This window comes from Paenibacillus sp. FSL M8-0228 (assembly GCF_038007385.1).
Taxonomy (GTDB): Bacteria; Bacillota; Bacilli; order Paenibacillales; family Paenibacillaceae; genus Paenibacillus; species Paenibacillus polymyxa_D.
Genome location: NZ_JBBOXA010000001.1, coordinates 3,312,342 through 3,338,404, shown reverse-complemented (window position 1 = coordinate 3,338,404; position 26,063 = coordinate 3,312,342). Strand labels below are relative to the sequence as shown.

Sequence of the window (26,063 nt, the reverse complement as noted above, 5' to 3'; positions counted from 1 at the left end):
GCAGTCGCGTTGAAATCAGCGCGGCTGCTTTTGTGTGTCTGGAAAAAATATGAATGACGAGATAAAGTCTTTTAGGAATAACTGCCGGCTTCTACAGCTTGCTCCCATGCCAGCATAGCAGATGGGAAGCATTCAATAGCACGGGGAAAGACCCCCTGTACATAAGCGATGAAAATACCATAGTTCACAATCGGCACTCCGGCAGCTTTCGTTTCCGACATTCGATGAAGCATCGTACGCCGATTGAGCATGCATGCACCGCAATGAATAACCAGTGCGTATTCGCTCAGATCATCAGGGAAGCTGGAGCCGGATGCATGCTCGATGATAAGACGTTTGCCTATCGTTTGGCGGAGCCAGCGGGGAATTTTCACTCGGCCAATATCGTCAGATTGGCATTGGTGAGTGCAGGCTTCGGCAATGAGTACGCGGTCTCCATCCTTGAGGCGATCAATGGCTCTTGCACCTCGTACCAGTTCGTCCAGATCGCCCTTATGACGGGCAAATAGAATGGAAAAAGAGGTGAGAGGCACATCCTTGGGCGTGTCGGCCGCTACTTTCATAAAAACCTGTGAATCAGTAATAACCAAGCGAGGATTGCGTCCCAATCTCTCCAGCGTCAATCGTAGTTCATGTTCTTTGGTCACTACGGCGATGGCATCGCTCTCTAGTGTATCGCGGATTGTTTGCTGCTGTGGCAGAATCAATCGGCCTTTTGGTGCAGCTTTGTCGATGGGAACGACCAGCACAACAACATCGCCGGGTGACAACAGGTCACCGACGATACGGAAACGATCCTCGTTTTGGGGGAGTGTATTCGTGATAGCCTTTTTTAGTTCCGTGTCTCCCCGGAGCAAAGATGCACTAAAAGGAATCAGAGTGAGATCCAGTTCAGTTGCCAGTTTTGTAGCCGTTTTATCTGATTCAGTAAGGGTATCTATCTTATTCAATACCCCAATAACAGGAATCTTTTTGATGCTGAGCTTTTCAAGTAGCTCATACTCGAATGGTCCGACTCCAACGGTAGCATCGATGACCAGCAGGGCCAAGTCTGTACTATTAAGTATTTCGAGCGTTTTGTTGCGGCGCAGCTCTCCGATCTCACCCTCATCGTCCAGTCCGGCGGTATCTACCAAAACAATGGGACCCGCAGGGAGCAGCTCCATCGGTTTGAAAACGGGGTCCGTGGTCGTTCCTCCTACAGGAGATACCACAGCGGCGGGCTGACCGGTCAGGGTGTTCAGAATGCTAGATTTGCCTGCGTTGCGGCGACCGAGCAGGACGATATGTGGTCGGTTGCTGCGAGGGGTATCATTCATTCCCATGGTGAGTTCCTTCTTCCTGCCCCGGAATTCCGGGCTTGGTTACTGTATAGGGATGGCACAATTGGTCAATCCGCGAACGGGTCAGTAGGCCGCGATCTTCTGCAATATCCTCTGGTGCGCGACCTTGCGCAATAGCTGCAGATGCAATGGAGGCAGCTTCATCATAGCCAAGCTCCGCGACCAGCGCGGAAGCCATCACGGCTGAGTTACGCAGATTTGTAGTACAGCGTTCCTCACGCACGATCAGGCCACGCACACATCGTTCTTCGAATAGTCGAACCGCGCTGTTCAGAATATGTAGCGATTCCAGCAACGATTCGGCAATCAGCGGCAGGAATGCGTTTAGCTCCAACTGACCCGAGGCAGCGGCCATAGTGATAGCCGCATCTTCGGCTATCACACGCATGGCTGTTAGTCCTGCCATTTCAGCTATTACCGGATTGACCTTGCCAGGCATAATAGAGGATCCGGCCTGAACTGGAGGCAGAGTGTATTCGCCAATACCACCGAAAGGACCAGAGGCCAGTAGGCGAAAATCGCCAGATATTTTGTACAGATTCACGGCGGCTGCTTTGAGTAGACCGGACACCTCCACAAAGACATCCATATTTTGAATCGGATCCATCGGGTGGTCGCTGCGACTCAGTCCAAAGCCGGTCTCATCCGCCAGTTTTTCGACCATACGATAGCTGTAAGCGCGGGGCGCATTCATACCTGTGCCAATCGCCGTGCCTCCAATAGGGATTTCCCGCAGCCGCTCTTCGGCCTTATAGAGACGCCAGCGGTCGCGCGCTATAGCCTTTGCATAGGCACCAAAGCCCTGCCCGGCCATCATGGGCAGGGCATCTATTAGCTGAGTGCGGCCTAGCTTGAGTAGGTCGGCATATTCTGTTTCTTTGTGCTGTAAAGCATCCTGTAACGAAGACATTGTGTCACATAAAGGCCGAAGCAGCCGTATCGCTGCAATTCGTAGCGCTGTGGGATAGACATCATTCGTAGACTGACAGCAGTTCACATCATCCAGCGGATGTACAATTTCATACTGCCCTGGTCTGCCTCCTAGCTGTACGATGGCCAAATTAGCAATGACCTCATTTACATTCATATGGGTACTGGTGCCTGCGCCGCCTTGCATAGCATCCACGGTAAACATATGTTGGTGTCTCCCGGCGAGTATTTCATCACAAGCATATACAATGGCAGAGGCCCGTTGGACAGGAAGCCGTTTCTGCTCTCCATTCACTTGAGCGGCTACTTTTTTTACCAACACAAGAGCGTGGATCAGGTTTGGGTTCACAGGCCTGCCACTGACCGCAAAATTGTTCATCGCGCGTGCGGTGTGAATACCGTAAAAGGCGTCTGCGGGAATTTCCATCTCTCCTAACGCATCCCGCTCGGTTCGCGTATTTGTAGGTAGAGGGAAACCTTCAGTCATAGACCTGTTGCCGGAATGCGTGTCATATGCAGCAGCTGACGTGCACTTGCAGCGCGTTTTTCCTCAACCCGAGCATGAACCAGATCTGGCTCGACCAGCTTGAGGGCTTGTGTTGGACATTTACCAATGCAGGCCGGGCCGCCGTCCACACCTTCGCACAAATCACATTTGCTGGCAATCATGCGTTCTTTGGGTTGCAAACGGCCTGACATATTGGTGTACAGTCCGTCTTGAACGACAGGCTGCCCGTTTCGATACTCGGGTACCATGGTAATCGCGCCGTAAGGGCAGGCGATCATGCAGGTTTTACAGCCAATGCAGCTTTCACTGTTAATGAGAATGCAGCCATCTGCGTTCGTAATGGAGCCGTTCGGACAAGCGTTAGCGCATGGGGCATCCTCACAGTGACGACACTGAACGGGTGCAGTGACTCCAAATGATTTAATAACCTTCAGACGAGGGTGAAAATGAAACTCATCATCTGGTGAGATAAAAGGGTTCTCCGCTGAATGTGCGATGACACATGCGATTTCACAGGTACGACATCCGATACACTGGTCGGGATCAGCTAAAACAAAACGGTTCATACAATTCGACTCCTCTCTAACTAACGACAAATATAATGTATACAGCATAAAAAACTTAACGTATTAATGAATGGAGTAATCCGTATCCCCTTTGATAGAAATAGTGCTACTGCGGCTTTGCTTGCCGGGCCCCCGTTGTTGGAAGGTCGTGTGCAGAAGATGATGCGACACATGACCCAGCGGCTCACCTAGAAATTCATCATAAAGTTTAATGATGTGAGGGTTCTCATGCGATTTTCGTACCTGGCGTGCAGCATCATGTCCATAGATGGAGGATTTACGTGCCCGATAAGCTTCAATTCGTTGCTTTTCTAACATGATCTTGGGTTGTCCCCCTCCACTGATACATCCGGCAGGGCAGCCCATCACCTCAATAAAATGATAATCACATTCGCCCGCCTGGACACGATCCAATAGCTGATAGGCATGCTGTAGCCCGGCGACGACCGCTACCTTGAGCTGTAGCTTGCCTACCTGAACCTCAGCTACTCGAATGCCTTCCTCACCACGTACAAAATCGAGTTGGAGCTTCGGCAGTTTTTCATTCGTCAGCAGCTCGTAACCTGTACGGATGGCAGCTTCCATGACTCCTCCAGTGACTCCAAAAATGGAGCCTGCACCGGAATATTGCCCTAACGGTGAATCGAATTCTTCATCAGGCAGGTTTGCAAAATCAATTCCGCTCTGCTTGATCCAGTATGCAAGTTCACGCGTGGTCAGTACCTCATCCACATCACGGTAACCGTCTGATTCCATTTCAGGACGATCGCACTCAAATTGTTTACAGGTGCATGGCATGATGGCCACGCTGTATATATTCGCAGGCTCCACCTCGTCCAGTTGTGCGCCATAAGACTTGATAAGCGCTCCTAACATTTGCATCGGAGATTTGCAGCTGGATAGATGGTCTAGCAGATCGGGATATTCAATCTCGGCAAATCGGACCCATGCTGGACAGCAGGATGTGAACATAGGCAAAGGACCGCCTTCGGTCACGCGACGAATCAATTCCGTGCCTTCCTCCATGATGGTCACGTCAGCTCCAAAGTTGGTGTCATATACCCGGTCGAAACCAAGGCGGCGCAAAGCAGCAGCCATTTTCCCAGGCGTCAAGGTGCCGAATGGCATTCCGAATTCCTCCGCGAGTGAAACACGAATGGCCGGAGCACATTGGACGATCCGAAACTGTCCAGGTTTGGTCATCATATCGCTTACCTTATTCAAGTTGTAGCTATAATAGGCAGCGAATAGCGGCTCTCTGATGTCGGCAGGCATATCGCGTTCTTGTATACGCTCCAGCCGTCTAGCGGCGCTTTCCTGTGGAGATGAACCTGCCCAGTCAGATGCGTATACGCTGCATATTTGTACACATTGACCGCAAATAACACATCGGTCTGCATTAATGGTTTGCGGTTCTCCAGGCAGTCCCTCTATGGCATCTACTGGACAAACCTCAGCACAGCGTCTGCATCCCGTGCAGAGCTTCGGGTCAATATGAATGACAGGGTCTGTGCAATCAGTCGTCTTCATACAAGGAGGTGAAGAGATCTTGTCTATAGTGGTTGACATGTTTTTCTACCTTTCTGCGGCTGATTTTGACCTTACAGGCGTGGGAAAAAGACTTCCCGCCGAGGCTCTGGAGGCGAGTCGGATATACCTTTGGCCAGCCGTAGGACATGATTCGGGCAGGCATCTACACATGCAGGCTGTCCGTTCTCTGTTTCCGCACACAGATCGCATTTGCTTGCCGCGGTGCGGGGAAGGGCCACTCGATTTGCCCGGTGAGTCAGGCCGGACTGCGTCACAAGGTGTCCGGCCCGGTAGACCGGAGACACCTCAATTGCCCCGAAGGGGCAGGCCAAAACACAGGAAGTACAGCCGATACATCGATCCTCATCTATCATGACGACTCCGTCCTCCTGACGAATGGCCTGCACCGGACAGGCATGTGCGCAGGGGGCATTTTCGCAATGCCGGCATTGCACCGGCACATACGTATCCCCTGTACGAACAACATACACCTTGGGTACGACAGGAACGCTGACGGTTCCGACCGAAGCTCCTATACCGTTAGCCTGACTGTGAACGGCGAAGCACGCCAGTTCACAGGCTTTGCAGCCGATGCACTGCCCGGCGTCTGCGACTACAAAAGAAGAAGCAACAGCGCTTGTTCTACCGGCTGCTCCCATTCTACTCATCGAAGCTGACCGGGTATCAGTCGGACGGTGCATCATATTCCCTGTGCCGCTCATCTTGTCACCTTATCAGCCAAAACAGCTTCCTGGACGTTCATCTGTTTGCGAATCTGTTGGTACGATTCATGTACATCACGTTCGGCCTGAGCTTGGTCGGCGATTCGTTCCAGGCGGATGGCACAGTATTTTAATTCCGGGGTTTTGGATACCGGATCGAGAAAATCAGCGGTCAGCTCGTTGCATGCTCCAACCCACCAGTGATAGGTCATGTAGGTCGCACCTTGTTGCACACGGTCACTGATTTGTGCCCGAGCCATGATGCGTCCCCGGCGGGAGGATATGGCAACAATTTCACCATCCAGAATATTCAGATCTGCTCCGTCTTCCGGGCTAATCTGAATAAAGCCAGGCTCATCAGACAATTGGCGCAGCGCACGGCAATTGCCAGTCATGGTACGAACGGAGTAGTGGCCTACCTCACGGACTGTAGACAAGACAAGCGGGTATTTTGCATCCGGTTGTTCTTGTGGCGGACGCCATTCGCAGGCGAATAATCTGCCTTTGCCACTAGGTGTCGAAAATTGATTTCCTTTATACAAATACGGTGTACCTGGATGATCCTCAGTAGGGCAGGGCCATTGCACGCCGCCTTGCTGCTCCATTTTTTGGTAGCTGGCACCGGAGAATAATGGGCAGAGGCTACGCATTTCATCCCAAATTTCCTCTGTGTTTGCATAGGACATAGGGTAGCCCATGGCGGTAGCAACCTCGCTAATAATAGCCCAGTCTGGCTTTACATCACCCTGTGGCTCGACGGCCTTTCGGATGCGCTGAAAGCCCCGATCTGCCGAAGAATATACACCGTCATGCTCGCCCCAAGCAGTAGAAGGGAGGATGACATCGGCATGCAGCGCTGTTTTGTTCATGAAAATATCCTGAACCACGACAAATTCCAATTGGTCTAGGGCTTCACGCAACTCGGCGGCGTTCGGATCACTTTGTACAGGGTCCTCTCCGAAAATGTAATAAGCTTTCAGCTTGTTCTCCTTCAGGATGAGGTGCGGTACCTCTGTAAGTGGATAGCCTTTTTTACGCGGCAGCTCAACACCCCATGCTTTTTCAAACTTTTTGCGGACTGTGTTGTCTGTTACATCCTGATAGCCAGGATACACATTCGGCAAAGCGCCCATATCGCAGGAACCCTGTACATTGTTTTGTCCCCGTACTGGTCCGATACCGACATTCGGCTTGCCCAGATTTCCCGTCAACAGTGCAAGGGAAGCGAGCCCCTTTACCACATCAACGGCCTGTGAAAATTGACATACACCCATTCCGTACAAAATTGTAGCGGTAGGGGCCTTTGCATATTCCCTCATAGCCGCCCGGATATCGGCCGCCTTGACCCCCGTAATGCCTTCCGCATATTCGGGAGTATATTTTTTAATGCTGTCTACGTATTCGGCAAAGCCTTCTGTGTTTGCTTCCACATATCGTTTGTCGTACAGTCCTTCATGCACAAGTACATGACCAAAAGCGTTCACCAAAGCCATGTTTGAACCGCCCTTTAGGGGTAGCCACATATTCGAAATACGAGCTGTTTCGGTCATGCGCGGATCGCATACAATAATCTTGGCGCCTCTTTGCTTGGCAGCTACAATGCGTCTTGCGACGATTGGATGTGTTTCGGGTGCATTATATCCAAACACGAAAATGAGATCAGAGTGTTCAATTTCAGGAATAGAGTTGGACATAGCTCCATCTCCGAGCGAGTAAGTCAAACCTGCCACAGAAGGGCCGTGGCATACACGAGCGCAATGGTCAATATTGTTCGTGCCAATGACCGCCCGCATGAACTTTTGCATGACATAATTGGCTTCATTTCCCGGACCGCGTGCGGAGCCCGTTCCCATAATGGAGTCGGGTCCGTATTTTTCCTTAATTGCTGACAGCCGTTCGGCAGTATATTGAATGGCTTCCTTCCACTCCACTTCCTCCATAACTCCATTTTTGCGAATCATGGGCTTGCGCAAGCGTGCAGTCAGAATTTGTGGGTCATTCAAAAAATCCCATCCATAGTGTCCTTTCAGACACAACGTTCCTTCATTCGTACGACCACCAGCCGGCTCTGCGCCAATTACCTGTCCTTTTTCCACCAGCAAATGAAGCTGACAACCGCTCCCGCAGTAGGGACATACGGTCAATACCTTGTCTGCCATAAGTGCAGCACCTCTTTTATATGAAATAGATGAAACTCGAAACATAAAAAAAGCCAATACAAAAATGCCGCTTTACGCTGCATCCTGTACTGGCTTATCCGCGAGCGAGGAGACAAGGCTCCTTCCCGCTAATCCAACCGGTGTATGTGTTGTAGTTCTAGAGTAATGATAATGTGTCCGTCTCCATGGACGGAGGGGCAGACCTCCCAAGTATAAGTGAAGGGACTGCCGAGTGTTTTTTCGGCTTCGTTCATAAACTCCTTTTCCAGATAGGGACGAAGGACGTCCCAATATTCTCTGACCTTGTCCTCAGCCCCTTCATGAACGAGAATTTCGGACAGATTAGACAATGTACCTCGAATTTCTACCGTAATCCGGAGCGGCGAATCTAGTGAAACCTTGACGTTGTCCGGTCCTTTTCCCCGGTAGTGTTTGACAATACATACGGCCAACTTCCTGATGCGCTCACGGTATTCCAATTCGGTATTCAACATCTGGACACTCCGCTTCGAATCAAAATAAAGGCGTACTTGCCGCGCATGCCAGACAGCCTGTGTAGCTAGTTTAGAACAAGACGTAACCGTCCCGACCAAAGTGGTCTGCCCAGCACGGCGTATCACTCTTCTATGGTAGAACAGGTTGGCCCGGAAAGATGTGAAATTCATTACACTGAACCAAAATTTTACATGGATTAGCCCCCTCTTGAAGCAGCTTTACCTCTATGGTTTGTATGATGCTTCTCGTTCTATCGCATTGCTTGTACAGTTCTAATACAAAAGCAGTAGATGAATTTATCATTATTACATTGAACGAAAATGCTAGTCCAACACCAGAAAATATAAATATGTTATCCAAAATGGGTGATATCGTACGTGATTCTGCAACTACCATGATATGTGTGGGATTGGAAGTGGTATTCGTGAACATCATCTTCAGGTTATGCGAATTCCGGAAGATTAGTTGCTAAGAGGAATACTGGGTACGCTAAATCATCAATCCAACGCTAATTTGTCTGTACACAAACCAACAGATCCTAAGCAGATCGCCCAAGTCATTGTCTGTTACAAACACCCGACGAACAGCGTTGGTTTTCAAGTCGAGACCCATAATAAAGTGGCAGCAAAGCAATTTATCGCACTGTACAATCGCTTTCATCATGGGGTAAAGTGCGGGTTCAAGATGTAGAATCTATGCGAAATTCAGTTGTAGAAGGGCAACTTAAAGGTCGCCAAATGAAGAAATTACTGCAACGTGTGGCTGAACATAAAGCCGCAAGTCAAGCCATGTATAAATAAAGAGAAGAGGTCCGTGCTAGAATGCATGGGCCTCTTCAAACCTTTAATAATTGATTTTATAAAACTTTACTGTTTAACCAGAACGGATAAATCGCCTTCAAAAACTTGCTCCTCTTTGTGGTTGAAAGTCGACAGCATTACAGTAACGAGTCCTGTTCCATTCCTCATCTCTTTTACTCCAATCACTTCAACGATGGTGTACAATTCGTCGCCTGGATATACTGGCTTAATAAATTTAATATTATTCATAGCAGTTCCAGCAATAACCTCATCACCGTAACTCCCTGTTTCAACCCAAAGCTTAAAAGAAACAGCTAATGTTTGAATTCCTGAAGCGATAATTCCATTAAACCTGCCTTTTAATGCTTTCTCTTCATCTAAATGCATATATTGCGGGTCAAACTCCCTTGCAAATCTGGTAATATCCTCTTGAGTTAATTTCAAAGACTTGGTTTTAAATACTTGTCCGATATAAAATTCATGAAACCGCATTATTACACCTCTTGATTAAATTATTTGCTTATTTATAGAGTAGCATAATATCACCAATCAAGTTAAACTGTCCGTTAGCTTAATGACGTATTGTCCGTCTACAAATTTATATTCACTGAACAATATTTCCCTTTAAAACTCGTAGCGTTATAGCAGCAAATTAATTTAAGATACAAGTATGAAAAGCCACTGATAATTCAGGGGCTTATTTTGCGTCTTGAGGAGGTGACGAAATACATGGCAAAGATAAAATCCACATTGGATATACTACTGGATCTAACCAGATCGGTTCAAGAATTGACTGAGGTTATTTCTGCTGTAATTGCTTCACAGCCAGCACGCCGGAAAGAAATTCTTATAGGTTTGGATATTGCGGTAGGAAATGCATTAGCAGAGATACAAGCCCAGTAGGAAAAGAATCAAAAAGCAAATGATGATAGCTCAGGAAAAGTTTCCTGAACGGAGAGACGGGGGAAGAAGGTTGGATAAGTGGGAGTTTTTAAGTTCTGTACTGCTTTAGGAAGCAGCGATGTGACGTATTTTTATGGTGGGTGGTCGGGAGTATTGGGGGTGTTACTTGCTCTGGTCATTATTGATTATGTGACCGGATTATTTGTCGCTGCCGTAGAAGGTAAGAAGGGTACCGGACCAGGTTTAAAAAGCAAGATTGGTCTTATCGGTATAGCTCGAAAGGTATTTATTTTTGCAATGGTAGCAGTATCCCATCTAATTGATGGAGTCTTAGGCGATTCGCACCTATTCCGAGATGCGGTCGCCTATTTTTATATGGAAAATGAGCTACGGTCCATTTTGGAGAATGGTGGCAGACTCGGCGTTCCTATCCCGCCTGTGATCCGACAGGCCGTAGAAGTTTTAAAAAGTAAAAGTGGTAAGGAAGGAGAGAAAGAGGATGCAACGACGAAACAGCCGTAATGCCCAAGGAATAGACGTATCCCGTTATCAAGGAAAGATTGATTGGAAGGCGGTTAAACCGACGGTATTTCATTTGCCTACATTAAAGCAAGTCAGGGGCAAGTTATGTTGACCCAACATTCATTACAAATGCAAAAAAAGCCAAGAAAGCAGGCGTGTTGTTGGGGGCCTATCATTTTTTAGATGCCACCAGTGTTGACACAGAGAAAGCGGATGCACGGCATTTTGCTGATGTGTAGGATCAGGTTGGAGGTGCCAAAGCGCTGGAGCTTCCTGCGGTGATGGACTACGAAAACAATCCTGGCAAGCTCTCCAAACACTTATTAGTGCTGTAGCATTAGCCTTTCTTTTGGAATTGGAGCGCCTGACAGGACGAAAGCCAATCATTTACACGGGTAGTGCCTTTGCCGCCAATTTTAACGCCTCATTGGGCGGTTACCCATTATGGATAGCCCGGTATAGTGACACTCGCGTCCCAAGCGACACAGTGACATGGAAACGTTGGGATATTTGGCAATACAGCGACAGCGGCAAGGTAGCTGGGATAAAAGGGAACGTGGACATGAATGAGTTTGACGGTACAGCGGACGAGCTGTGTAAGCGATTCAGCGCTGTTGTCCCTGCACAAGAGACAGAATCCGTTACACCCGGCATATTCTGCGTCAATGGCAAAGAAGCGGGGAGAGCACTTCTACATGGCTCCAGAACTTATGTACCGTTGCGGTCTTTGGCAGATGTATTGGGCTTTTCTTATCACTGGGACAACACCCGTAAGGAAGCGTATTTAAACAGAGCCAAGCTGCAAACTGTCCAACTTGTAGACGATACGGCTTATGTGCAACTCAAGCCAATTGCAGAAGCTTACGGGCAGTAGTGTCCTGGGATTCAAAAAATAAAATCGCATCGTTGAAAACGAAAGGGGAAAAGTAATCATGCAATCAATTATCGAAACTGTGCAACCTTACGTAAATACCATCGCCACAGCCGCTGTGGGTGTGCTTACAGCGTTTGTTTTAGGAGGTCTGAACAAAACTCAAAACTAAGGTTAACGTGTGGCTAGAAGCGCGTACTACGGCGGCACAGAGGGAAATAATCCATAAAATTGCTGGGGAGGGCTTTGCTTTTGCTCAAACAGCATTTAAAGAAGCTGGAGGAGAACGTAAGCTTCAGGAGGCTTTGCAGTATGCTTCACTTACTCTTTCCAGTCAAGGTATCGTAGTATCCCAAGTAGAGTTAAAATCCGCGATTGAGAAGGCATATCTGGAGTATAAGGCCAAAACAAAAGTGGCACTCGCTACTGACGCACAGCCAAACGAGGAGGCAACACGGGCAGCAGCTAAGGAAGCTGTATCGGGTCTTGCCGCGAAGCTTAATGATTTTTTGGCTCAGGCTACAGCAGAGGTATCATCCGGTCAGGTTCAGACAGCAACTGAGTCTATTCAAGAACCAACAGAATCAGTACAAGCGCCTGCTACGGAGCAAGACTAATACGGCTATAGTTACAAAGTAAACACTAAACAGATAAGGAAAGCCGGAAAGATAGCGTAAACTTGCTTCTTTCCGGCTTTTTGGCATAGTTCAACAGAATGATTACTTGTTCAGCAGTATGAAGTTATTGATAAAACCCTCTTCTTGTATGAAAATGGGGGTTTGAATTTTCGATGTGAAATCATAATAATATACGCCGCGTCTTTCTGCCTGATTTTTCTGAGAAGTGCTGCCCAAATAATAGACCCCCTTGCCATCCGGGGACATATAGACAAATTGGCGGGATAAAAAGGGCAACTTTATTTTGGTACGTTTACCTGTTGCAATATCAACCAGACTATACTCGGGATTGCCGTGATTAATGAAACGAGTGGTTATGAGGAGCAGCTTATCATTACTGCTGGACATTGAAGTTATTTTCTCTTTTTTTAGTGTGACGATAGAACGCTCTTGCTTGGTAACGTTATTGATTTCTGTAACCTTGTTGTCCGGGGGGACCATAATGGTCTGTGTTCGGTCTGAGATGTCACCTTGTTTATCTCGCTCCCTCTCCGAATACTGTGAATTGTAAATTGTATTTTTTTCTGAATTATAGGCTATAGACCAAGTGATATTATCTTGGTTTTCATCATGCATAAATTTCATGGCGTGCGTTGTTTTATTGTAGAAAATAGTTTTAAGTATACGTTCTCCTTTTTTGACCGCAACCAGAACGAGTGGGCCATCTGGAGTAGTTGGTACGATACGATTGATGGCAAACAAATTATCGGTAAGCTGTTCGATTTTTTTGGTATTCAAGTCATACGAAAATAATTGGTCTCCCTTATCACCAACATCGGCAGAGTAATAAATTTTGTGATCAGGCAAGGACACTACAGAAAGCGGGTATTGAGAGGTATAAGGAACATCGGCCAGCTTGGTCAATTTTTTGCTGTTTAAGTCGTATGTCATAACTCGCATAACCATGCCTTGATCTGATTTCTTCCCATTCACATACTCTGTATAAGTCATGGATAGATACTGGCCTTTCCCGGCCGACACTACTTTTTCATTTGATTGGGCCTTTTTGGGTACAGATGATTCTGCTGGTGGGGTAAAAGAGGGAGAGCAGGATGACAATAAAGCTGGCACGAGCAGGGAAAGTATAAAGAATCTAAAAAATTTGTAGCTACTTGTTCTCAACACGAAGCATCCTTTCTGAGATAAGTGATGAATCAAACTGAAGATGATAACGAAAAGGGAAAGGATAGGACGCGAGATCCTATCCTTTTTTGGTATAAAGATCTTAAAAATCATAGGAATATCTTGCTGAAAATGAGACGTACGAATGCCATTCTAAACCTAACTTCTCTACACCCGTTTTCCAAATATCAATGACTGCATCTGGAAGACTCCCGTTATCAGCTTTATAAAAATTAGCTACGGCATTATTATCATAATTCCTTACCCGAATTTCTGTCCCGAAGTCGGGATTATCAATGGCTCCTTTTGTTGCACAGTCACCTCTTTGGAGTCTATTGGAATTTTCCCCATACGTGTCTGTGAAGTTTGTTCCTCTCCCTGTGCCTCGAACATAGCCACTAGATGTTCCGTTAATTTTAATTTCATTATCATGATCTCCATATGTATAAGTCCCAGGTGATTTGCGTGTACCGCGTGGTAATGCTTGAAGTGAAACATTATTAGTAGTAATCGCATTTTCTTTTTGATCAGGCAAGATAATATCTTTGATAAAACCTTCGCCATCATAAATTACTTTTAAACCAGGCTGAGGGTCAGGGTTATCAATATGATATACCGGTAGTGATTTGGTTGCTTCATCGATCTCTTTATCCTGTTGTTTTTCTTTTTCTAGCTCAGCCTGTTGTTCAGCAGTCAGTGGAGCAATAGCAGCTTTAGATTTTTGCTGTTCAGGTACCGGAGTTCCTTTTTCCAATACAACCATGTTATTGTTCTCATCGTATTGAATGATGGTACCCGCTAACATGCGGTCAGGGATTTTATCTCCTTTTTCGGCATTGGAGGTAGCTGGATAGGCGACCCCAAAAGAAATGAGTAGCGTTGCAGCTAGAAAAGCTTGTGGTAGAAATTTTACTTTCAAACAAAACGCCTCCTTGAAATATTTGTAAATACAAAGCCAGCGTAAAGGAATCTACTAATATTTTCAACCTTTTTATGGCATATATGAATATATTTAATATTTTTTAAGATGGGTATAGGCTGCGGAGAGTGTTCTTTACGTCATTTCATGCCACCGATTATGCCGAAGTTCTTTAATAAAATGCAAAAGAAATAAAGGTTATTGACAACTGTTAAATTATGGACAACAATAGAATGCAATAATATAAAAGTTTTGGAATTTCTGTATGAAGGGTGGATATGACATGAAGCATACACCTACGATTAGAGCAGAATTAGACGGATATTTAAAACAAGAAGGTTTGAGTCTATCGCAATTTGGGCAAGTTGCAGGCATGAATAGGGGGGCGCTAAGTGCCATTGTGACAGGAAACAAGCCTATGTCTGTTAACCAGCTTGATCTAATTACTGAGGCGATGGGTTTACCGGAAGGCCACTTTTACGACTTATTTATAGAAAACTACATCATCGACACGCCCCCGAATATGAGACGAATCGAGCCATTTTTGTATCGTTGTGCGGAGTTGGACAAGTTGGATGCGATCCGTCGAGTGGTAGGAGCCATCATGGACAATCTACTTTATTCGCCCAAACTGTTTGACATTGCAGAAACCCTATTCGCTCAAGGACGCCATGCTGCGGCGCTGCTGCTCTATGAGAGTGTAGCAGAAGCAGAGAAGTACCAACATTCTGAACGTCTGGCAGTCTGTCAATATCGAATATTTACGATTCAAATTGGAGATGATCAAAGTCGGAATATGAAGGCAGCTATACTGTTTGAGCCTTATGTCGAGCGTTTGGATGAAATAGATCAGCTTGACGCATTGAAGGATTTGGCAAACGTATATAGGTCATTACGTAAATGGGACAAGGTAGACGAAATGGCAAGGCAAATGAGAGCTAAAGCGGAAATCCAGTATAGTTTACAACACCAAGAAAAACGAAAGTTTCTAGATGATGAAAAGAGAACAAGAGGGCCGTTATTTGGATACATTGCTTATGCTGACCTGTTGTGTGCTAGTGTTTGTGAAGCTCAAGGCGATTATCAACAAGCTCTACAATATACATACGCCTATGCGGATTTAGACTGGGTTAAAGAGGATGACGAGGACACAAAACACTGGGTAAACCTGTTCAGTCACTGGGCGGTAGGAAATACTTACGTATATAAGCTGTTGTCAGGAGAAATAAGCCTGCTGAACGATTATGTTGAATATATTGCTACAACATCAGCCGCTAACGAGAATGAAAAGCTTTCAAAACTGCTGAATGTTATAATCGCAGCAAACCAGTTTAGCATAGATGTAGACGATATACTCAAACGATTTGAAACGCTAATTGCGACTTTTTCACAACAACCATCATCAGATGATATGTATACCCGACAAGTGATACCGGATTATATCGCGTGGTTTGGTTACGAGTTAGGTTTTTATTATTTATACCGAGGGAAGTACATTGATGGCTTTAAATATTTGATGAATGCAATGGTAAAGTCACATATAATAAATAATGAAACTTACTTTATAAACTGTATGGGGTTGTTTGTTCGTTTTCAAGCCCATGCAGTTCCTGAAACTAAAGCTGAGTATTTCAATTTTATTGAAAGGGTGTGGGAAAACAATGTTCAAAAAAATGGTACTTTTAGTCATCGCGGCTAGCTTTTTGTTTATTGTTACTATGCCGGACCAAGCCTTTAACCACCACCATAGTATTCAGCCTAACGTTACCATTGGAGGATTTTAAAGAAAAAGCTCTGCTAACCTTATGGTTGGCAGAGCTTTCTTCAGTGTAGGAATTACCACACGATTTACTCGAATACTATTTCTGAAGTGATCAGCATGAACTATACATATAGAGTGTCAAAGTCGGATATAGAACTTTTTGCAGATGCGTTAGGCCAGGTAAGAGTATATGTAGTACAGCCGTTGAGCAATGAGTTGATAACGGTCGTTGACTACGGCGGAGTAGTGGAAAAGTTTTCGCCTGATGCAATTAAGATTAACGAGTCGTATTTCTTTCGTAAGCAGTTTGAATTTAGAGTAGATCTTAAAGAACCTACCAAATTGTAATCGGTAGCCTTAAAGGTAGACCATAACAAAAAATAGGAGAGGAAAAGGATGAAGAAAAGAATATTTCTGTTCTCGATTTTATCTTTAGCTATAGCAACTACGGTAGGTGCTGCTTCAGCTTCACCAAGTATAACTAGCAAAAACACCATAATTAATCAAAGATCGGGGGGAAGCGCAACTGTAAAAGAATCCTTTAGTGTCCCTAAAGGATGGGGTCATGTTAAACTTCGTATGAAGAATCACTCTGATCATCCAGTAAAGGTAAGTTTAACTCACAGCGGTTCAAACAAACTATATATTGAAGGATTAGTAATCGCTCCTCACGACACAGTGACTTGGAAATCTACTGACCAAGGTTTCAGCGACGGTTTGCGTTCTGGAGACTACATACTTCAGTGGAGAGGCAGCGACTATAAAGTTAATGGGGAAACATGGGGGGTAGCTGATTCACAGCCTGGAAATCTCTAAGTTATCCTAGCTATACAACTGTCCTTCTAGCCGTTTGGTGAGGAGGGCTAATTATGCGTTTGTTCAAGCCAACAAGTGAATTAATCCCCTTAATTGTTCGGTAGAGCTTTTTTTCATTGATCAGTTTGAATTTAGAGTGGATGTGAATAAGGACTCCGCTGGTATGTAACCAGTATGGAGTCCTTTGGTGTTTATTATTTAGTTGAATACTCACTTACTTCAACGTAAGGATTTTGTTGAATATTACGTAGTCTTTACGGTTGCTGAATGGTCCCTTGTTGTTATTGTGCTTATCAATGGCAAAGAATGAAGGACCTCTACCAGTATCCTTTGCGTCATACCAAGCGGTGAAAGCATTCAATTCTTTTTTACTCAGATCGAATTCTTTATCAAACCCATTACCCATGGTTACAGTAAGAATAGCGCGGTCACCAGTTGCTTGAGAGGCCTCATCTGTATCGGACGAACCAGGTGTTGTAGACGGATCTGGTGTTGGTGTTACCGGCAAATTATTGTACATCTCGAAGGCTCCAAGTGAAAATAGAGAATTACCATTATTACTAGTGATGTTCAAACGGTATTTTTTATATTTTGTTTCATTGGTAAATGAAATTCTTTTTTCTCTTTTTCTTTCCAGTTAGTAATATTTTTTTGTGTATCGAGAATGACCCGTGAAACACCGTCCGACCCTTCGAACATCCAATCTTTTGGCGATTCGGTTAAACTAGATCTACGTGGAGCCAACACATATTTGTTGACAACTACAGGACTTTCAAATTCATAAGCAATCCAGCGTGGATACTTCGCCACGCCTCATAATATAGTATTGAGAAGATTTAATATAATTCCAAGTTATAACAGGGGAGTAGGATCGATCTTGGGTAAGTCATCAGTTAGATAAATATGCAAATATTTAGATTGTATTTATAGATTGGCAGGTTTATGTTTAGACACATTTCGAGGAATATACTTCCAAATATATACAGTAAAATAATGAAGCCTCTGTCACTCCACAAGGAGGAGGTCAAACTGACCCTGAGCAACTCTCAGGTAATCGCGCAATCATGGTATTGACCATGACTACCGGTTTGGACAAGGAATTTGACTTAAGCATGAAAGAGGTCAATGACTTTATCGCTTGGTTGAGAGCAGACAGGCTGGTACTGGATTGACTAAGCATTTTTTGTTAAGAAGCCCTTCCTTTAATCAAGACCTCGCATAGCCTATGGAGTATAGTACCCTAAAATAAAGGAGGCGTTACGTGTGGGGGAAATGAAAAGAGACTACGCGGGAATCACCGGAAGAGTTTGGACGTCGATAGCTGCTGTCTTGGCACTGTTCATTTTGCTGGTAATCATCTTGAAATTAATTCATTTATAAAGATTCTTAAGCTCCACCAGCAGCCACATTAGCTCCTGAGGAATGTATAAGGTTCGCCGTTCGACCCGTCCCCGACCTTAAAGAAGTTGGTGAAACAACAACGTTTTGAAAACAACAGAATGACCTTCAGCCGCTTTTCCGGAGTGGGTAGGGGAATAACCCCTTAACTACGCCTGATCCACGCCGGAGCGGCTGAAATAAGTGGACTGTTTTTACTATTAAGAGCTGATAGAAATCAGTGCAAGGAACCGCCTATATTCACCTCATCTATTCTTATAGCCTTAACCTATCACTTCTATAGATATCATATCTTAGACCAATCAGACATCCCGTGGTATATTGTTGACATTCAAGAGAGAGCCGCTCAGCTTCTCTCCACTAGGTTCGAAAAACACAGGGGTGAATAATGATGAGTAAAAAGACTATGTTCGAGAAAATTTGGGATAACCATGTCATCTATCAGGAAGCAGGTAAGCCGAGTATTTTGTACATCGATCTTCACCTCGTACATGAGGTAACATCGCCACAGGCGTTTGAGGGATTACGTCTTAGCGGCCGTCAGGTACGTCGTCCAGAGCTTACGTTTGCAACGATGGATCATAACGTACCGACTAAGGACCGTTACAATATTACGGACCCGATTTCCAAGCAGCAAATTGATACATTAACTCAAAATTGCCGTGATTTCGGTGTCACACTGTATGATTTGGATACGGTGGATCAGGGTGTCGTTCACGTTATGGGGCCTGAACTTGGTCTGACTCATCCGGGCAAAACGATTGTTTGTGGTGATAGCCATACTTCCACACATGGGGCGTTCGGAGCACTCGCTTTTGGTATCGGAACCAGTGAGGTAGAGCACGTAATGGCAACACAATGTCTCCAGCAAGCCAAAGCCAAAACGATGGAAGTTCGCTTTGTAGGTACCCGCAAACCTGGTGTGACAGCAAAAGACATGATTTTGGGTGTCATCGCCAAATACGGTACAGATTTCGCTACAGGCTATGTTATTGAGTATACAGGTGAATCTATTCGCGAATTGAGCATGGAAGAGCGCATGACTGTGTGTAACATGTCCATAGAAGGCGGAGCCAGGGCAGGAATGATTGCACCGGACGAAACCACCTTCAACTACTTGCGTGGACGTCAACATGTAGCACAAGGAGACGCTTTCGAGCAAGCGGTTGCTGAGTGGAAAGAGCTTGTCACAGATGAAGGCGCTGAGTTTGATGTTGTGCTGGAGTTTGACGTAGATGCTTTGATTCCTCAAGTAACCTGGGGAACGAGCCCGGGTATGGGTACAGATATTTCCTCAACCGTACCGATTCCGGCAAAACTGCCAACCGAAAACGAACGTAAAGCGGCTGAGAAAGCGCTTGAATATATGGATTTGAAGCCAGGTACTCCGATCACGGATATTGCGATTGATTATGTGTTTATCGGCTCGTGCACTAATGGGCGGATTGAAGATTTGCGTGCAGCCGCTGAGGTTGCCAAAGGCTACAAGGTTTCTGACAAAGTAACGGCCATCGTCGTACCAGGTTCGGGACGTGTGAAAATTCAGGCTGAAGAAGAAGGACTGGACATCATTTTTAAAGAAGCAGGATTTGAGTGGCGTGAAGCAGGATGCAGTATGTGTCTTGCGATGAATCCAGACGTGCTGCAACCGGGACAGCGTTGTGCTTCGACTTCTAATCGTAACTTTGAAGGTCGTCAGGGACGCGGAGGACGGACTCATCTGGTATCTCCAGCAATGGCAGCCGCTGCGGCGATTCATGGGCATTTTGTTGATGTACGGGATTGGAAATTCAAGCAGGAAGAAGTAGTCCGCTAGGATACAGAGGAGGAATTACGATGCAAGCTTTTACAACATTAAAAGGAATTGTAGCACCTGTGGATCGGGTGAACGTGGACACAGACGCTATTATTCCTAAGCAGTTTTTGAAACGAATTGAGCGTACGGGCTTTGGACAGTTTCTGTTCTACGAGTGGCGGTTTGATGAAGAAGGCAATATCAATCCTGAATTTGAACCGAACAAGCCTCGTTATGCAGGGGCGTCTGTGCTGATCTCTCGCGCTAACTTTGGCTGTGGCTCCTCACGTGAGCATGCACCGTGGGCGATTATGGACTATGGGTTTCGTTGCGTAATTGCTCCGTCTTTTGCAGATATCTTCTATAATAACTGTTTTAAAAACGGTATATTGCCGATCAAGCTGTCTGAAGAGCAAGTAGAGGAATTGTTCCAGCGTACGGCGCAGCATGATAACTACCAACTGAACGTAGACCTGAATGAAAAAACAATCACAGACGACTATGGTCTGAAAATTGAATTCGATCTGGATGAACATCGCCGTCAGTTCCTGCTGCAAGGCTTGGACGATATTGGACTGACACTCCAGCATGAATCTGAAATTCTGGCGTATGAACAAAGACGCGCTGCGAAACAAGGCGCATAATCATAATTCCCAGTTTAGGTTCAATACGAAGCCATATAGCTTGCTCATTTGTTAGACAGAAAGCCCGTACTGGCAATCCTTTTGCCTGCGGGCTTTTATCATGCTCAAAAAATAAATTGGAAAATAAGGGGTTGACGGTTCGACTCAGCATGGTATTGTAAATGTAAAATGGTTGAAGGACTGTGTCTGTGAGAAACACCAAAAAATACATATATAAGTTAGGGGAATGAGGATGAAGAAATATGGTTGGGTGATACTAGCGGCTATCTTGATTTGGTTGTGGCCGTCCTCCCCTCATGTGAACGCGGCTGGAGCAGATTTGTTTTTAGATGGCAAAAGGGTGGAAGCGCCTGCAGATGCCAAGCCTGAAATGGTCAATGGAAAAATCATGGTACCGCTAAGGGTGGTTGGGGAGCAGCTTGGATATCAATTCAAGTGGGAACCACAATCCTATAAAATCTCAATTCAAAAAAATAGTACCGATATGTCTATGTATGTAGGCCGTACATCGGCTGATGTGAATGGAAAAACAGTTAGTCTGGATGCACCTCCTGTGCTTCGGGGCAGCTCAACCATGGTTCCATTACGTTTTGTTGGGGAGCAAATGGGACTAAAAGTAGATTGGAATAATAAAAGTAAATCCGTAAATCTCAGTCAAAAGGCTGCAACTCAACAAGCAAATAAACAGTCACAATCCCAACCATCGTCGCAAACGTCAACACGGAGTACAACAAGCACCAATAAAACGTCTTCAGCAACAGCGACGACAATAAACCCAGTTGAAGCAGATAAGCATACTGAAGCTGCATCTTCACCAACCAAGCAGCAAAATACAGAACAGACCGCAGCAAATGCGTTGGTTGTAAAAAATATTACTTTTGAGGGTGAAACGTTAAAGATTTCTCTGAATAAAGATGTTACCCCTAAAGTATCCAAAATGACGGGGAATGATCGTATTGTTGTAGATTTACCCGGGGCTTCACTGGCGACTGATTTTCTTCAGCCGTTCCCGATTCGCACCGATGGCACGCGGGCGTTGACGAATAGTGACAGTGAGGATGTGCAGGAAATTAGATTTGCTCCCGCAGATGGACGAGATGGGGGCGTACGCATTGTCATTGCTTTAAATCAGACACGTGATTACGATCTTTCAACCAATGGCCTAGGTGATATCACCCTTCAATTGCGTGAGCGTAGTGTGAATTCAGCAGTGGTAACACCAACGAATGTCGAAGGACGGCGAATCGTCGTAATTGATCCCGGACATGGTGGCAAGGACCCTGGGGCAGGTAGTGTGACTGGGCGACATGAAAAGGAATTTGCATTGGCGGTAGCGTTAAAGGTCGAGCAGCTTCTGCAAAATGATCCCGATATTCAAATCATATTGACTCGTAATGGAGATACGTATCCCACGCTGGATGAACGACCACAGCTCGCTAATAATCAGCAGGCTAGCGTGTTTGTTTCCATTCATGGTAACAGTATGCCAGCTTCTAATAACGGAAAAGCTAATGGGTCAGAAACCTATTATGCACGTCAGGAAAGTTTGAGCCTGGCCACGATCATGCACAAGCATCTTGTAGCAGCAACCGAGTTCAAGGATAACGGCATTAAAGTGGCAAACCATGTGGTGACGAGAAAATCACAAATGCCTGCAGTATTGCTGGAGTGTGGCTACCTTAGTAATATATCTAATGAAGCAGCCATGTTCACAGAAGAAACACAAGAGAAGATCGCTGAAGGTATTGTCGATGGGTTGAAGGAGTATCTCGGAACAGCAGGCACAGGAGCAACGGAACCACTTAACTAAGTGAGGTTTACAATAAAAGCTACTTTCCACCTTATTAATGAAAATTCATGGGGGTGAAAAGTAGCTTTTTTAGTTTTTTCGGCTGTGACTTTTGACGGAAAGCAAATGATCTATATTTTTAGTCAAAATTCGACAAAAGTAGTTCTTTGGCACGTATATTTCTGTTATGATGGAATATATTCGCAACTTTTGGTGTGAGATAACGTCTAAAAGGTTGTCTGATATTACATAAGCGCGTATATCAGGTCGCCGCACCGGAGCATGTGGCAAAAAAATTATGAATGGAAGGGTGACGAATGAAGAAATTTGGTTTTTTGTTGTTATTATTTGTCTTCATGTGGGCGGTTCCGGGTTATGGACATGCGGCTTCGAGTGGAACACAAATCTATCTCGACGATCAACAGTTAAGTGTCCCTAGTGGTGCTAAGGCACAAGTAATTGGCGGAAGTACAATGGTCCCGCTACGCGTAATTTCTGAAAATTTGGGATATGACGTGACATGGAAGCAGCAGGCGCGAACCATAACGATTGAGAAGGACAGTACCTTGATCCGAATGATAATCGGAAGTAAGACGGCGACTGTCAATGGAAGCGACATTAGTCTGGATGCTTCGCCTCTGCTGCGTTCCAATTATGCCCTTGTACCGCTTCGTTTTATCGGCGAGCAAATGGGACTGGACGTAAAATGGGACAGCAGCTCCAAGTCCGTAAAATTATATACCCGCAGTAGCGGGTCTGGAAACGGGGAATTTACACCTCCCAAGTCCGGAAATAACAGTACAGGTACTGGAAGTGTAACTGCACCAACGAATAATGCAAACTCAGGTGTTACACAGGTGCAGGGAATCAGTTTCAGCCAAAACCGTTTAACTATCACAACAGCCAGTGCCGTCAAGCCGAAAGCGTTTACGATGACAGGCCCTGATCGGGTAGTGGTGGATTTGCCAGCGACTGCGTTTGCTGACAATTTCGGAGACCAGCAAAAGCTGGATAGCAGCTTAAATGGTTCGCTGGACATTGAGAATGAAGCGGATGTGTCCGGTATCCGTTATGCTTTATTCCAAAAGGAACCTTCAACGGTGCGCGTTGTTATTGATTTGAAACATGCCATGAATTATACCGCATATAATGATGGCTCGAATCGTGTTATCGTCGATCTGGCTTCCAAAGATTCAGTGAATACCATGCCAGACGCAACGTTACCAGATGGCTCACAGCCGGATGACACACAGACATCACCAACGAACAGCAATGGTAAAAAGGTCGTTGTTATTGATGCTGGTCATGGAGCAAAAGATTCTGGAGCAGTTGGTGTTTCGAGAAAAAACTATGAAAAGACCTTCAACTTAGCGATGGCTCTGAAAGTAGAAAGCATATTAAAGCAGAACCCCAAACTTGAGGTTGTGCTGACACGCAGTGATGATACATTCTTGGAGCTTAAACAGCGCGTAAAAGTAGCTGAAAACCTTAATGCTAACGTGTTCGTGTCCATTCATGCTAACAGCAGCGGTAGCTCAGCTTCCAACGGTACAGAGACGTATTACCAGCGTAGTGCAAGCAAAGCGTTCGCCAACGTTATGCACAAGTACTTTGCACCTGCGACGGGCCTAACAGACCGCGGCATTCGTTATGGCAATTTCCATGTAATTCGGGAAACGACTATGCCAGCCGTATTGCTTGAAGTAGGATATCTGAGTAATGCAAAAGAGGAAGCCACACTGTTTGATGAAGATTTTCAAAACCGGGTAGCTCAAGGGATTGCAGATGGAATCACAGAGTATCTCGACGTAAAATAAATCTTCAACAAATCGCTTGTCAACGTCAAGCAAGGAGGGGGACATATGAACAAGAAAATCGTAATTGCAGGTCTGCTGGCACTGTTTGCCATTGCAGGTGCAGGGTGTGCCTCTAAGCAAACAACGGCTCCTGCGACTCCATCTCAGGAAACACAAACTTCTAATGCACAAAATAGCACACCCGAACAGACGACCCCTGATCCATCGGCTCAGTCTGCTGAAAATAATGGGGCGAGTCAAACACCTGCATCTCCGTCAACAGAGCCTACAAAGACCAAGACGGACACGGAAAATTCAGGAGATCGACAAACACAACAGATTACGGTGTACTATACGGATACTCAAGAGAACGGCTTGAAAGAACAGAAAAAGGAAATTACCTATCCAAGCGAGCTGGAAAAGTTGCAAAAAGCGTTTGAAGCTCTGCAAAAGAGTGGGGATTCTGCTCTAATTCCGTTGTGGTCCGAGAAAATTTCCGTGCATAAGATCAAATTGGATAACGGTGCATTGACTTTTGATATTTCCCTGCCGGACGAGGCTCGATTGGGAGCTGGCGGCGAGGAATTGGCTATCGATGCCTTGAAGAAAACAATGTTCCAATTCAAGGAAGTCAAAACGCTAGATTTGCTCGTAGATGGTCAATCTCTAGAGTCCTTAATGGGGCATGTAGATTTGGATCATCCCATGAGTCGCTAACCGATCAGACGGTATGAAAATTTCTTGGGAATTTGCACACTTTTCACGTGCAATCTGTGACAGATAATGATAATATAGGAGTGTATTTCTCGCCTATGCAGGCAGTCATGCACAAATAGTATTCGTTTCTTTCCGGATGATTATTTAGAGTGACCGTCTTGATGCGGGCTATCCCGTATCAAGACGTTTTTTTTGGTAGGAGGTAGGATTTCCGTGAATGCAGCAACCGCACGTCATATATTGGACACCATCGGTACGATGTTTCCGGATGCCCATTGTGAGTTGAACCATGACAATGCTTTTGAATTAACGATCGCCGTGTTATTGTCTGCTCAATGCTCCGATCAGATGGTCAATAAAGTAACGGCAGACCTGTTTCAAAAATACAACTCACCTGAGGATTACCTAGCTGTTCCTCTTGAGGAACTGGAGCAGGATATTCGCAGAATCGGCTTGTACCGAAACAAGGCCAAGCATATTCATAACCTCTGTCGTATTTTAATAGACCAGTACGGGGGAGAGATACCTTCGGAGCACGATCAACTGGTTAAGCTACCCGGTGTTGGCCGCAAGACGGCTAATGTCGTTGTATCTACTGCTTTTAATGTACCAGCTATTGCGGTAGATACGCATGTAGAGCGCGTTTCCAAACGACTCGGCTTTGCAGGGTGGGATGATTCAGTGCTTGAGGTGGAAAAAAAGCTGATGAAGAGGGTTCCTAGGGATGAATGGTCTTTGACCCACCACAGGCTCATTTTTTTCGGGCGCTACCATTGTAAAGCTCAAAACCCTCAATGTCAGGTGTGTCCGTTGCTTGATGTATGCAGGGAAGGCAAGAAACGTATGAAAACGTCTCTTATCAGAAAAGATAAGGAACGTAGAGCTTAAAGACCCACAAAGGTAACAAGAGGGTTTAACCATTTATGTGTAGAAAAGGATGAAGAGTATGAAGTGCATTTCGGTATATACAGACAATTTTGAAGCATTCTCTGATATTTTTGAGCAAATTGTAACAACAGAATTTGCTGAAAACGAAGAGCGCGAGCTTGAGGGAATCACGGTTAGTCATTCCGGTGATGTACCTGAGCATTATCTGGAGCGTATGTCACAAAAGCCAGAAGTGGTCGTAATGAAGGATAAATCCCGTGGGATTACGATTTTACAGCATGGTCAAGTATTTGAAATTTTGCTGCCAGTGCTTGAGACTGCAGCCAATTAAGTTCAATTAGCGGACGACATGCGTTGCATGTTCCGGTATAGGCGGCTCGGCTGGTTTAAC

General features: G+C 45.4%; 24 protein-coding genes and 3 pseudogenes. 15 read left to right on the top strand and 12 right to left on the bottom strand.

What is annotated here, in order from left to right:
• Window positions 1–71 precede the first annotated feature (71 nt).
• The 8 genes from hydF to MKY98_RS14705 form a co-directional block, all read right to left on the bottom strand.
• Window positions 72–1,325, bottom strand: coding sequence for a [FeFe] hydrogenase H-cluster maturation GTPase HydF (hydF, locus tag MKY98_RS14740; protein ID WP_069011524.1), 1,254 nt, complete (start codon window positions 1,323–1,325; stop codon window positions 72–74).
• Window positions 1,312–2,760 carry an aspartate ammonia-lyase gene (locus MKY98_RS14735; RefSeq protein WP_081317575.1) on the bottom strand — a complete coding sequence of 483 codons (1,449 nt, stop codon included), beginning with the start codon at window positions 2,758–2,760 and terminating at the stop codon, window positions 1,312–1,314. The genes hydF and MKY98_RS14735 overlap by 14 nt, the downstream gene beginning before the upstream one ends.
• The gene (locus tag MKY98_RS14730) at window positions 2,757–3,347 is read right to left on the bottom strand and encodes a 4Fe-4S dicluster domain-containing protein (RefSeq protein ID WP_013310648.1); all 591 of its coding nucleotides are present in this window, start codon (window positions 3,345–3,347) and stop codon (window positions 2,757–2,759) included. The genes MKY98_RS14735 and MKY98_RS14730 overlap by 4 nt, the downstream gene beginning before the upstream one ends.
• 63 nt (window positions 3,348–3,410) lie before the next feature.
• Complete coding sequence (locus tag MKY98_RS14725; protein ID WP_238437745.1) at window positions 3,411–4,916, bottom strand: [FeFe] hydrogenase, group A; 1,506 nt, start codon at window positions 4,914–4,916, stop codon at window positions 3,411–3,413.
• 32 nt (window positions 4,917–4,948) lie between these two features.
• A complete protein-coding gene (locus MKY98_RS14720) occupies window positions 4,949–5,599 on the bottom strand; it encodes a 4Fe-4S dicluster domain-containing protein (RefSeq protein WP_029517399.1) in 651 nt (216 codons plus the stop codon).
• Window positions 5,596–7,758, bottom strand: a complete 2,163-nt coding sequence (fdhF, locus tag MKY98_RS14715; protein WP_069011526.1) for a formate dehydrogenase subunit alpha — start codon at window positions 7,756–7,758, stop codon at window positions 5,596–5,598. The genes MKY98_RS14720 and fdhF overlap by 4 nt, the downstream gene beginning before the upstream one ends.
• Before the next feature lie 128 nt (window positions 7,759–7,886).
• On the bottom strand, window positions 7,887–8,252 hold the full coding sequence (locus MKY98_RS14710; RefSeq protein ID WP_013310644.1) for a hypothetical protein: 366 nt from the start codon (window positions 8,250–8,252) through the stop codon (window positions 7,887–7,889).
• An 867-nt stretch (window positions 8,253–9,119) separates the two neighbouring features.
• Window positions 9,120–9,545 (bottom strand): MaoC family dehydratase, encoded by a 426-nt coding sequence (locus MKY98_RS14705; protein WP_029517401.1) that lies wholly within the window; start codon window positions 9,543–9,545, stop codon window positions 9,120–9,122.
• Window positions 9,546–9,782: 237 nt separating this feature from the next.
• On the opposite strand from MKY98_RS14705, the gene MKY98_RS14700 reads away from it, so the two are divergent.
• The 4 genes and pseudogenes from MKY98_RS14700 (at window position 9,783) to MKY98_RS14685 (ending at window position 11,966) form a co-directional block, all read left to right on the top strand.
• Window positions 9,783–9,956, top strand: a complete 174-nt coding sequence (locus tag MKY98_RS14700) for a hypothetical protein (protein WP_176715720.1) — start codon at window positions 9,783–9,785, stop codon at window positions 9,954–9,956.
• Window positions 9,957–10,076: 120 nt separating this feature from the next.
• Entirely contained in the window at window positions 10,077–10,478 is a 402-nt protein-coding gene (locus tag MKY98_RS14695) for a phage holin family protein (protein WP_341010988.1), read from the top strand.
• A pseudogene (locus MKY98_RS14690) lies at window positions 10,456–11,088 on the top strand (glycoside hydrolase family 25 protein); the annotation flags it as partial. The gene MKY98_RS14695 and the pseudogene MKY98_RS14690, both read left to right, overlap by 23 nt.
• 440 nt (window positions 11,089–11,528) lie before the next feature.
• Window positions 11,529–11,966 carry a phage holin, LLH family gene (locus MKY98_RS14685; RefSeq protein ID WP_069010183.1) on the top strand — a complete coding sequence of 146 codons (438 nt, stop codon included), beginning with the start codon at window positions 11,529–11,531 and terminating at the stop codon, window positions 11,964–11,966.
• A gap of 102 nt (window positions 11,967–12,068) precedes the next feature.
• Here MKY98_RS14685 and MKY98_RS14680 read toward each other — a convergent pair whose 3' ends face one another.
• Both MKY98_RS14680 and MKY98_RS14675 read right to left on the bottom strand, forming a co-directional pair.
• Complete coding sequence (locus tag MKY98_RS14680) at window positions 12,069–13,262, bottom strand: hypothetical protein (protein ID WP_341010986.1); 1,194 nt, start codon at window positions 13,260–13,262, stop codon at window positions 12,069–12,071.
• Window positions 13,252–14,067: a hypothetical protein gene (locus tag MKY98_RS14675; RefSeq protein ID WP_245231627.1), complete on the bottom strand. Its 816-nt coding sequence runs from the start codon at window positions 14,065–14,067 to the stop codon at window positions 13,252–13,254. The genes MKY98_RS14680 and MKY98_RS14675 overlap by 11 nt, the downstream gene beginning before the upstream one ends.
• A 283-nt stretch (window positions 14,068–14,350) precedes the next feature.
• Between MKY98_RS14675 and MKY98_RS14670 the strand changes: the two genes are divergently transcribed.
• The 3 genes from MKY98_RS14670 to MKY98_RS14660 all read left to right on the top strand — a co-directional run bounded on the left by MKY98_RS14670 (window position 14,351) and on the right by MKY98_RS14660 (window position 16,645).
• Entirely contained in the window at window positions 14,351–15,766 is a 1,416-nt protein-coding gene (locus MKY98_RS14670; RefSeq protein ID WP_039271170.1) for a helix-turn-helix transcriptional regulator, read from the top strand.
• Between the two features lie 180 nt (window positions 15,767–15,946).
• A complete protein-coding gene (locus tag MKY98_RS14665; RefSeq protein WP_029514980.1) occupies window positions 15,947–16,177 on the top strand; it encodes a hypothetical protein in 231 nt (76 codons plus the stop codon).
• A gap of 48 nt (window positions 16,178–16,225) precedes the next feature.
• A complete protein-coding gene (locus tag MKY98_RS14660; protein ID WP_069010667.1) occupies window positions 16,226–16,645 on the top strand; it encodes a hypothetical protein in 420 nt (139 codons plus the stop codon).
• A gap of 194 nt (window positions 16,646–16,839) precedes the next feature.
• Here the strand turns inward: MKY98_RS14660 and MKY98_RS14655 are convergent.
• A pseudogene (locus tag MKY98_RS14655) lies at window positions 16,840–17,138 on the bottom strand (SPRY domain-containing protein); the annotation flags it as partial.
• Window positions 17,139–17,215: 77 nt separating this feature from the next.
• Window positions 17,216–17,455: a hypothetical protein gene (locus MKY98_RS14650; RefSeq protein ID WP_029514978.1), complete on the bottom strand. Its 240-nt coding sequence runs from the start codon at window positions 17,453–17,455 to the stop codon at window positions 17,216–17,218.
• A 239-nt stretch (window positions 17,456–17,694) separates the two neighbouring features.
• On the opposite strand from MKY98_RS14650, the pseudogene MKY98_RS14645 reads away from it, so the two are divergent.
• The 8 genes and pseudogenes from MKY98_RS14645 to MKY98_RS14610 form a co-directional block, all read left to right on the top strand.
• Window positions 17,695–17,813: pseudogene (locus tag MKY98_RS14645) on the top strand (fibronectin type III domain-containing protein); the annotation flags it as partial.
• A gap of 621 nt (window positions 17,814–18,434) precedes the next feature.
• A complete protein-coding gene (leuC, locus tag MKY98_RS14640) occupies window positions 18,435–19,859 on the top strand; it encodes a 3-isopropylmalate dehydratase large subunit (protein WP_069010663.1) in 1,425 nt (474 codons plus the stop codon).
• Window positions 19,860–19,879: 20 nt separating this feature from the next.
• Window positions 19,880–20,482: a 3-isopropylmalate dehydratase small subunit gene (leuD, locus tag MKY98_RS14635; RefSeq protein WP_069010661.1), complete on the top strand. Its 603-nt coding sequence runs from the start codon at window positions 19,880–19,882 to the stop codon at window positions 20,480–20,482.
• A 232-nt stretch (window positions 20,483–20,714) separates the two neighbouring features.
• The gene (locus MKY98_RS14630; RefSeq protein WP_069010660.1) at window positions 20,715–22,292 is read left to right on the top strand and encodes an N-acetylmuramoyl-L-alanine amidase family protein; all 1,578 of its coding nucleotides are present in this window, start codon (window positions 20,715–20,717) and stop codon (window positions 22,290–22,292) included.
• 296 nt (window positions 22,293–22,588) lie between these two features.
• A complete protein-coding gene (locus MKY98_RS14625) occupies window positions 22,589–24,088 on the top strand; it encodes an N-acetylmuramoyl-L-alanine amidase family protein (protein WP_029514972.1) in 1,500 nt (499 codons plus the stop codon).
• 45 nt (window positions 24,089–24,133) lie between these two features.
• Window positions 24,134–24,784 carry a GerMN domain-containing protein gene (locus MKY98_RS14620; protein WP_029514971.1) on the top strand — a complete coding sequence of 217 codons (651 nt, stop codon included), beginning with the start codon at window positions 24,134–24,136 and terminating at the stop codon, window positions 24,782–24,784.
• 213 nt (window positions 24,785–24,997) lie between these two features.
• Entirely contained in the window at window positions 24,998–25,672 is a 675-nt protein-coding gene (gene nth / locus MKY98_RS14615; RefSeq protein WP_069010658.1) for an endonuclease III, read from the top strand.
• Between the two features lie 58 nt (window positions 25,673–25,730).
• A complete protein-coding gene (locus MKY98_RS14610) occupies window positions 25,731–26,003 on the top strand; it encodes a hypothetical protein (RefSeq protein WP_013310628.1) in 273 nt (90 codons plus the stop codon).
• The last annotated feature ends 60 nt before the right edge of the window (window positions 26,004–26,063 follow it).

Coding starts and splice junctions, on each gene's coding strand:
- MKY98_RS14705 (WP_029517401.1), bottom strand. CDS start 9,545: ATGCGGTTTCATGAATTTTATATCGGACAAGTATTTAAAACCAAGTCT.
- MKY98_RS14625 (WP_029514972.1), top strand. CDS start 22,589: ATGAAGAAATTTGGTTTTTTGTTGTTATTATTTGTCTTCATGTGGGCG.
- leuD (WP_069010661.1), top strand. CDS start 19,880: ATGCAAGCTTTTACAACATTAAAAGGAATTGTAGCACCTGTGGATCGG.
- MKY98_RS14680 (WP_341010986.1), bottom strand. CDS start 13,262: ATGATTTTTAAGATCTTTATACCAAAAAAGGATAGGATCTCGCGTCCT.
- MKY98_RS14660 (WP_069010667.1), top strand. CDS start 16,226: ATGAAGAAAAGAATATTTCTGTTCTCGATTTTATCTTTAGCTATAGCA.
- MKY98_RS14730 (WP_013310648.1), bottom strand. CDS start 3,347: ATGAACCGTTTTGTTTTAGCTGATCCCGACCAGTGTATCGGATGTCGT.
- hydF (WP_069011524.1), bottom strand. CDS start 1,325: ATGGGAATGAATGATACCCCTCGCAGCAACCGACCACATATCGTCCTG.
- MKY98_RS14710 (WP_013310644.1), bottom strand. CDS start 8,252: ATGTTGAATACCGAATTGGAATACCGTGAGCGCATCAGGAAGTTGGCC.
- MKY98_RS14720 (WP_029517399.1), bottom strand. CDS start 5,599: ATGAGCGGCACAGGGAATATGATGCACCGTCCGACTGATACCCGGTCA.
- fdhF (WP_069011526.1), bottom strand. CDS start 7,758: ATGGCAGACAAGGTATTGACCGTATGTCCCTACTGCGGGAGCGGTTGT.
- MKY98_RS14725 (WP_238437745.1), bottom strand. CDS start 4,916: ATGTCAACCACTATAGACAAGATCTCTTCACCTCCTTGTATGAAGACG.
- MKY98_RS14700 (WP_176715720.1), top strand. CDS start 9,783: ATGGCAAAGATAAAATCCACATTGGATATACTACTGGATCTAACCAGA.
- MKY98_RS14620 (WP_029514971.1), top strand. CDS start 24,134: ATGAACAAGAAAATCGTAATTGCAGGTCTGCTGGCACTGTTTGCCATT.
- MKY98_RS14735 (WP_081317575.1), bottom strand. CDS start 2,760: ATGACTGAAGGTTTCCCTCTACCTACAAATACGCGAACCGAGCGGGAT.
- MKY98_RS14665 (WP_029514980.1), top strand. CDS start 15,947: ATGAACTATACATATAGAGTGTCAAAGTCGGATATAGAACTTTTTGCA.
- leuC (WP_069010663.1), top strand. CDS start 18,435: ATGAGTAAAAAGACTATGTTCGAGAAAATTTGGGATAACCATGTCATC.
- MKY98_RS14670 (WP_039271170.1), top strand. CDS start 14,351: ATGAAGCATACACCTACGATTAGAGCAGAATTAGACGGATATTTAAAA.
- MKY98_RS14630 (WP_069010660.1), top strand. CDS start 20,715: ATGAAGAAATATGGTTGGGTGATACTAGCGGCTATCTTGATTTGGTTG.
- MKY98_RS14610 (WP_013310628.1), top strand. CDS start 25,731: ATGAAGTGCATTTCGGTATATACAGACAATTTTGAAGCATTCTCTGAT.